The organism is Sphaerimonospora thailandensis (genome assembly GCF_016863115.1).
Taxonomy (GTDB): Bacteria; Actinomycetota; Actinomycetes; order Streptosporangiales; family Streptosporangiaceae; genus Sphaerimonospora; species Sphaerimonospora cavernae.
Genome location: NZ_BOOG01000095.1, coordinates 1 through 7,232, shown reverse-complemented (window position 1 = coordinate 7,232; position 7,232 = coordinate 1). Strand labels below are relative to the sequence as shown.

6 protein-coding genes are annotated in these 7,232 nt (G+C 67.7%); 1 reads left to right on the top strand and 5 read right to left on the bottom strand.

What is annotated here, in order from left to right; all coding sequences use genetic code 11:
* Positions 1–131: 131 nt before the first annotated feature.
* The 5 genes from Mth01_RS28730 to Mth01_RS28710 are packed head-to-tail and all read right to left on the bottom strand — an operon-like array spanning position 132 to position 4,530.
* On the bottom strand, positions 132–1,139 hold the full coding sequence (locus tag Mth01_RS28730) for an acetylserotonin O-methyltransferase (RefSeq protein WP_239090081.1): 1,008 nt from the start codon (positions 1,137–1,139) through the stop codon (positions 132–134).
* Positions 1,136–1,915 carry an ABC transporter ATP-binding protein gene (locus Mth01_RS28725; RefSeq protein ID WP_204019100.1) on the bottom strand — a complete coding sequence of 260 codons (780 nt, stop codon included), beginning with the start codon at positions 1,913–1,915 and terminating at the stop codon, positions 1,136–1,138. The genes Mth01_RS28730 and Mth01_RS28725 overlap by 4 nt, the downstream gene beginning before the upstream one ends.
* A gap of 21 nt (positions 1,916–1,936) precedes the next feature.
* The gene (locus Mth01_RS28720) at positions 1,937–2,782 is read right to left on the bottom strand and encodes an ABC transporter permease (RefSeq protein WP_239090080.1); all 846 of its coding nucleotides are present in this window, start codon (positions 2,780–2,782) and stop codon (positions 1,937–1,939) included.
* Positions 2,749–3,522 (bottom strand): ABC transporter permease, encoded by a 774-nt coding sequence (locus Mth01_RS28715; RefSeq protein WP_204019099.1) that lies wholly within the window; start codon positions 3,520–3,522, stop codon positions 2,749–2,751. The genes Mth01_RS28720 and Mth01_RS28715 overlap by 34 nt, the downstream gene beginning before the upstream one ends.
* A gap of 30 nt (positions 3,523–3,552) precedes the next feature.
* The gene (locus tag Mth01_RS28710; RefSeq protein ID WP_239090079.1) at positions 3,553–4,530 is read right to left on the bottom strand and encodes an ABC transporter substrate-binding protein; all 978 of its coding nucleotides are present in this window, start codon (positions 4,528–4,530) and stop codon (positions 3,553–3,555) included.
* Positions 4,531–4,945: 415 nt separating this feature from the next.
* On the opposite strand from Mth01_RS28710, the gene Mth01_RS28705 reads away from it, so the two are divergent.
* On the top strand, positions 4,946–7,232 hold a 2,287-nt coding region (locus tag Mth01_RS28705), incomplete at its 3' end, for a sensor histidine kinase (protein WP_204019098.1).

The following is a 7,232-nucleotide window of genomic DNA, read 5'->3' as shown; positions in this document are numbered from 1 at the left end:
CGCCGCACCCGGATGGAGCCGTTCCTGACCTGACGCCCCTGACCTGATGGCGCAGGGGGCCGCGCCGGGAGGAAACCTCCGGTCCTCGCTCCCTCCCACCCCTTCCCGCTTCGCCCCCGCGGGCATCGCGGTCATTGAACGGGGATCGCCTCGATCAGGCTCGCCCCGACGGGGAGCGGCAGGACGCGCGAGAGCGTGAAACCCGACTTGCCGAGCAACGCCGCGTACTCGTCCCGGGTCCGTTCCTTGCCGCTGCCGAAGAGGGCGAGCATCCGCAGGTCGAACTCTTTGCCGATATGTGGCGAATCGTCATCGGGGAGCACCGTCTCAAGCAGCAGCACTCGGCCGTTGTCGGCCATCGCGGCGCGCACGTTGTCGAGGATGCGCAGCCCGTCGTCGTCGTCCCAGTTGTGAATGATGCTCGCCAGCAGGTAGGCGTCCGCCCCGTCCGGAACCCCCCGGAAGAAGTCGCCGCCCACGAACTCGCATCGGTCGTCGAAGCCACGCCCGCCGAGCGCCTCGCGCGCGTGCTCCACCACGCCCTCGCGGTCGAAGAGCACGCCCCGCAGCCGCGGGTTCGCCTCGAGCACCGCCGCGAGCAGATGCCCCCTTCCCCCGGCCACGTCCACGAGCGTCCCGAAGCCCGAGAAATCGTAGGCGGTGGGCAGCGCCGACGAGATCGAGGCGGCCCGGACCCGCATGTAATCGTTGAAGTTCCGCTCGAACTCGGGCCGTTCCGCCAGGTAGTCGTAGAACGACCCGAAGCGTTCCGCGAACATGGAGCGGCCCCGGCGTACGGTCTCGGGAATGGACCCCATGGCGTACCAGTAGCCGGGCTCCACCATCACCCGCAGGGCGCCCCGCATGCTACCTGGGACGTCACCCCGCAGGGCCTGGCCGTTTTCGGTCAGCTCGTAGACATCGGGGCCGACCGTGCGGACGATCCCGATGGCCGCGAGCTCGCGCATCACCCGTCCGAGAGAGGGGGCGTGCGCTCCGCACGCGCCGGCCAGTTCAGTGACGCTCATCGGTCCGCCCGCCAGGTGGTCGGCGCAGCCCAGCTCGGCCATGGTGGCCATGGCGCCCAGCCGCGTGATGCCGATGATGGCGTTCCAGATGGGGTCGTTCGAGTCGATCAATGCTGCTCCAGAACAGTGGTCGCAGTGGTGGAACCGCCTCGGACGAGGCGGCCGACTTCGGCGCGCAGCCGGACGAACTCGTCGAGCTGCCGGGTGGCGATCTGGTCGCGGGAGGCGCCCAGGTCGACCTTGAGATCGGCCGAGACGCGCGCGGGCGACCTGGTGAGGACGATGACGCGGTCTCCGACGTACACGCTCTCGTCGATGTCATGGGTGATCAGCAGGATCGTCATCCCGTGGTGTGCGCAGACCCGCAGCACCAGGTCCTCCAGATCCTCGCGAGTCTGGGCGTCCACCGACCCGAACGGCTCGTCCATGAGGAGCAGCGACGGGCGGTAGGCGAGGGCGCGGGCGATCGAGACCCGCTGCTGCATGCCACCGGACATCTCCCAGGGATACTTCCCCCCGGCGTCGGCCAGACCCACCTGGTCCAGGGCCGCCATCGCGGCCTCGCGGCGGCGCCTGCGGTCCAGCCCCCTGCGCCGCAGCGGTAGCGCGACGTTGTTCGCCGCTGTCATCCATGGGAAGAGGGAACGGCTGTAGTCCTGGAACACGATCGCCAGATTGTCCGGAATCTGATCCACCGGACGGCCACCGAGCAGGATCTGCCCGCCGGACGGCCTGATGAGCCCGGCGATCGACCGCAGCAGGGTGGACTTCCCGCATCCCGATGGGCCGACGACGCTGACCAGTTCGCCTTCGGCGACGGACAGGCTCACCCCGTCGAGCACGCGGTGCGAGCCGTACGAGTGGACCAGTTCGGTGATCTCGAGCACCGGATCCTCCTGATCGGTCTGCTAGTTGGTCTGCCTGGCACCCCGATGCCAGGCGAGCACGCGCCGCTCCAGCAGCAGGAACGCGGAGTTGAGCAGGTAGCCGAGAAGGCCCAGCATCACCAGGCAGCCCCACATGTCGGGGTAGAGGTAGCTGCGTTGCGCGTAGAGAAGCTGGTAGCCGATCCCTCCGGTGCCCCCGAAGATCTCGGCGATCACCAGGAGGATCAGCGCGAGGGAGAGTGCGAGCCGCAGGCCGGCGAAGATTTTCGGCATGGCGGCGGGGAGGATGACCTGCCGGAGGCGCTGTGCCGTGGAGAACCCGAAGATGCGCGCGGTCTCCAGATGCTGACGGTCCACACCGCGCGTGCCGTCGATGGTGTTGAGCAGGATCGGCCAGATCACCCCGAACACGATCGTGGCCAACTGCGCCGGAGTGCCCAGTTTCAGCAGGGCCAGGAAGAACGGCACCAGCAGTGGCGGCGGTACGGCCCGGCCGAGTTCGATCAGCGGGTCCAGGTAGTCGGCCAGGCGGGATGAGCAGCCGATGGCGGTCCCGATGAGCACGCCGAGGGCCGCGGCGGCCAGCCAGCCGCCGAACAGCCTCGCGAGGCTGGGGCCGAAGTCGTCGAGAGCCTTGTCCGTCAGCAGGAGATGGGATGCCGGGCCGGAGAACCAGATCTCGTGCATGCGTGCGAGGATCGCCGAGGGAGGCGGGAAGAACGGCTGAGCCGCGGAGCGTGTGGCGATCTCCCAGACCACCAACGTGACGGGCACCAGCCAGAGCCGGCCGAGGGCCCGGATGACCGATCGGACGGAATGCGTGGCCACGTGGGTCACCGGGCGGCCTCCGATCTCGCGTGGTGCCATCGGAAGAGCCGGCGTTCCACTGCGACCAGGACGGCGTTGGAAAGGACGCCGAACAGGCCGGCCCACAGGGTCGCCGCCAGCATCAGATCGATCCGGTTTCCGCCCGCGGCCTCGGTGATGAAGATCCCGATCCCTTCCGAGCCGCCGGCCAGCAACTCGGCGCTGACCGTCAGGATGATCGCGATGCCGGAGGCGACCCGTACCCCGGTCGCGATGAACGGCGCCGCACTGGGCAGCGCGACCCGGGCGAGTACGGACATCGGTCCGAACCCGAAGCCGCGCAGGGTCTCCTTGGCGAGCGGATCGACGTCTCTGAGGCCGTAAATGGCGTTGATCAGCACCGGCCAGGACGAGGCGTAAACGATGACGGCCAGCTTCAGGTGCAGGTTGTCGCTGAAGAGCAGGATCGCGAGGGGGATGATCGCGACTGACGGGATCGGCCGGAGGAACTCGATCAGCGGACGGACCGCGCGCTCGGCGGCGGGCAGCGCGCCGAGCGTCAGCCCGGCCGGTACGGCCACTGCCACGGTGAGCAGGAGTCCCAGGGCCCAGGCGGTCAGCGTGGCGACGACGTCGGCGAGGAACTCGGGGTCGACGATCAGGCCCGCCGCACCGACGAGGATCGTCGACATGCGGGGCAGGAACCGTTCGTCGACCAACCCGCTCAGGCCGACGGCCTCGACCGCGACGGCGAACCCCGCGGCGCCGACGACGCCGCGGAGCACTCGGACATGGTTCATGATCTGGTCATGATCGTGCGGTGGCCTCCATCAGCTCGCCGGCGGCGGCAGGATCATCGACTTCGCGTCGAGATCCGTCTTCAGGTAGCCGTACTCCTTCATCAGGTCGATCACCCGCTGGAGCCGTGTCTCGCTCAGCGAGGTCGGGTAGGAGCCCAGGGAGATGACGGCCGCCGTGGCGGCGTCGATCTTGGTGTACTTGGGCAGGGTCTCTTCCACGATCTTGCGGTCGTTCGCCACGAGCTCCTGCGCCTTGCCGAGCGCGCGCTGGAAGGCCGCCATCGTCTTCGGGTACTTGTTCGCGGTGTCTTCCGTGGTGAACCAGCCGGCGACGGGGAGATCCTCGGTGGGACCGGTCATCTCATCGGTGATGATTCTGCCGCCGGCCTTGGACTCAACGGTGATAAACGGTTCGACCATAGCTGCCGCATCGACCTGTCCGTTTTCCAGGGCCGCGGGCATGTCGGGGAACGGTTTCTCCACGAACTGGTCCGGTGTCGCGGCCACTCCGGCCACCTTCATCTGCACTTCCGCAGTGAGTTGCATGACGCTCTGGAACGTGTTGACCGCGATCTTCTTCCCCTTGAGGTCGGCCACGGTCTTGATGGGGGAGTCCTTCTTGACCATGATCACGAAGGCGCCGGGTGCCGCGCCGTAACTGTCCGCGACGTACTTGAACTTTCCGGCCCCCTTGTCTTGCGCGAGGAACGTGCCGATGTAGGCGCCGAGCGTCAGATCGATGCTCCCGCCGAGCAGTTTCTGCACGCCGACCGCGCCGCCGGCGACGACCTCGGGCTTGACTTCCAGGCCCTCATCCTTGAAGAAGCCCCTGTCGATGGCGACCTGCAGCGGGGCGCTGTCCGGAACGGGGATCGTGCCCACGACCAGCGTGGTCTTCTCCAACCCGGTGCCACCGGCGGAGGAGGACGTCGTCTCGGAGTTGCTGCAAGCGGTCAAGGCCAGCACGGCCGCGACACCTATGGCGAAGGTTCGCCCCATAAGCCTCATTGGGTCTCCTTAGCAGGGGGGAGATGTCGCCCGACTGGTCAGGTGATCAAGTGAAGACGGGTGACGGGCGAGAAGCGTACCGGAGTCAAAACGAATCAACAGCATTCGGCCGTCTATGTCACTAAACTTGCCAAGAAGTCCACTATGTCCAGATATCTGAGTCTTTGGAGGTTTGGACCGATATTAGGGTGTAACCCTATTTGGGGCCTGTCGTGCGGTCCTCCAGTCCTTGCTGGACATCTCGCTTCTGATTGATTTCGAATCATATTCGGTATGCTTTGGAACGTTCCTAAAATATTTGAGGTCTTGGTCTATCTCGTCCTTTTATGCTCAAATTGCCGATGACTTGTGGGGTTTCCCGTACGGACCCACCGCGAAACTCTTTCCTCAGGACCAGCGCGAGAGGTTGCGACCAGTGAGGACAGCAACGATCGAGAGTGGTCGCCGCGCCGATCTCGAGCCGTCCGGCGTGGCGAGCGCCGGCGGCACGACCCCCGCGAACGTGCGACGGCCTGCCGGGCCCCGGGCCGAGACCTCGACGGGAGGCGGGACCGGGAACTCGATGGCGCTGAAGAACTGGCGCGTACGCAACCGTCTCCTGGCGCTGATTGTGCTGCCGACGTTCGTCGCGGTCCTGCTCGGCGGTCTACGAGTGATCACCTCGATCGGCAGCGCCGCCGAGTACCAGCGCGTACGCGAGGCGGTCGAGTTCGTCGCAGGCATCGGCGCGCTGACCCACGAGATCCAGCTGGAACGTGACCTTTCGGTGAGGTATGTCGCGGGAGGCCGACGGGGAGGCGAGGTCCTCGCGCTGATCAACAGGCAGCACGAGGCCGTCGACGCCGCGGTGGAGCAGGTGCTGGCCAAGGCCGCATCCGACGGCGACACCCTCGGTGAGATCGGCAGAGCGGATCTTTCCCGTGCCATGGGCCGGCTGACGGACCTGCCCGCACTGCGCAAGATCGTGTTTGAGAGCCGGCTCCCGCCGCTGCCCACCATGGAGAAGTATCGGCTCGTCACCGCCGACCTGCTGCGAGTTTACGACGCCGCCGGTCAGGGAGTGCCGGACGAGGCACTCGCCGCGAGCATCAAGGCGCTCGGCGCCCTGGCTCGCGCTCAGGAGGCCGTCTCGCAGCAGCGTGCGCTGCTCGCGATCGCTCTGGCCCGGCAGGGGTTCGAGCAGGACGAACTCGACGCCTTCGCCGCCGCGACCGCCGGCGAGCGGAGCGAGCTGACCTCGTTCAACGCCGAGGCGACGATCGCCCAGCACCAGCTCTACAGCGACACCGTGACCGACCAACTGGTCGACCGCGCGAGGTTCTTCATCAGCCGGGCGCGTTATCTCGACGCGGCCGGGCTGCCGATCCGCAATCTCGATCGCAGGGGTGGCTCCGATGAGGAGCGATGGTTCGACGCGATCAGCAGACAGGCCGACCTGATGCGGGAGGTCGCCGAGACGATCAACAGGTCCGCCGTCGACAGGAGCATCGACCTGCAGGGGAGCGAACGGAACGTGGCCGTGTTCAACGCCACGTTGATCGCCGCGGTCCTGCTGCTGGTCCTGCTCATCACCGCCGTCATGGCCCGCTCACTGGTGCAGCCGCTGCGGCGGCTGCGAAGAGAGGCGCTGGAGGTTGCCGGGCGGCGCCTGCCCGAACTCGTGCAGCGGCTGCGCGAAACCGACGGCGGGCGCGGACGACAGGACGTGCAGCCGATCGGGGTGCAGTCCGCCGACGAGATCGGCGAAGTCGCACGGGCGTTCGACGAGGTCCACCGCGAGGCCGTACGGCTGGCGGGCGACGAGGCACAACTGCGCAGCAACATCAACGCGATGTTCGTGAACCTGTCGCGGCGCTCGCAGACGCTGGTCGAGCGGCAGATCACCCTCATCGACGGTCTGGAGCAGGGCGAGCAGGACGAGCGGCGGCTGGGCGACCTGTTCAAGCTCGACCACCTCGCCACCCGCATGCGGCGCAACAGTGAGAACCTCCTGGTCCTCGCCGGCCAGGAACCCGCCCGCCGATGGAGCCGCCCGGTCGAGATCACCGATGTGCTCCGAGCGTCCCTGTCCGAGGTCGAGGGATACGAGCGGGTGGCGCTCAACATCCCCGGCGATGTGGCGATCGTCGGCCAGGCCGTCAACGACGTCATCCATCTGCTCGCCGAGCTCATCGAGAACGCGCTGGCGTTCTCCTCCAGGGACACCCGCGTGACGGTGTCCGGAAACAGCATCGACGGCGGCGGCGCGATGATCTCCGTAACGGACTCCGGCATCGGCATGACCACCGAGGAGATCTCCCAGGCGAACCACCGCCTGTCCAATCCTCCCGTCGTGGACGTGTCGGTCTCCCGGCGCATGGGACTTTTCGTGGTCGGTCGGCTCGCGCTGCGCAACGGCATCAGGGTGCAGCTCAGACCGCATGACGGCGGAGGCCTGACGGCGATGGTCCTGCTGCCGGAGGTGCTGATGAGCCGGCCCGCCTACCAGCCCCCGACCCACGTCGGCGCCTTCGCCCCCGCGTGGAGTCCCCAGCCGAGCCAGCCGAGCCAGCTGGGCGAGCCGGACTGGTCGGGACGATCGCCGATCGCGCCGCGCTCCCTGGACGGTCGGGCGGTCTCGCAGCCCTCCGCCGCCCCCATCGCCCCCTTCGACTCCACCACCGGTCCCATCGGTCCCACCACCGGTCCCACCACCGGTCCCA

Excerpts from the sequence above, each read along its gene's own strand:
- Mth01_RS28720 (WP_239090080.1), bottom strand. The coding sequence starts at position 2,782 with ATGGCACCACGCGAGATCGGAGGCCGCCCGGTGACCCACGTGGCCACG.
- Mth01_RS28715 (WP_204019099.1), bottom strand. The coding sequence starts at position 3,522 with ATGAACCATGTCCGAGTGCTCCGCGGCGTCGTCGGCGCCGCGGGGTTC.
- Mth01_RS28710 (WP_239090079.1), bottom strand. The coding sequence starts at position 4,530 with ATGAGGCTTATGGGGCGAACCTTCGCCATAGGTGTCGCGGCCGTGCTG.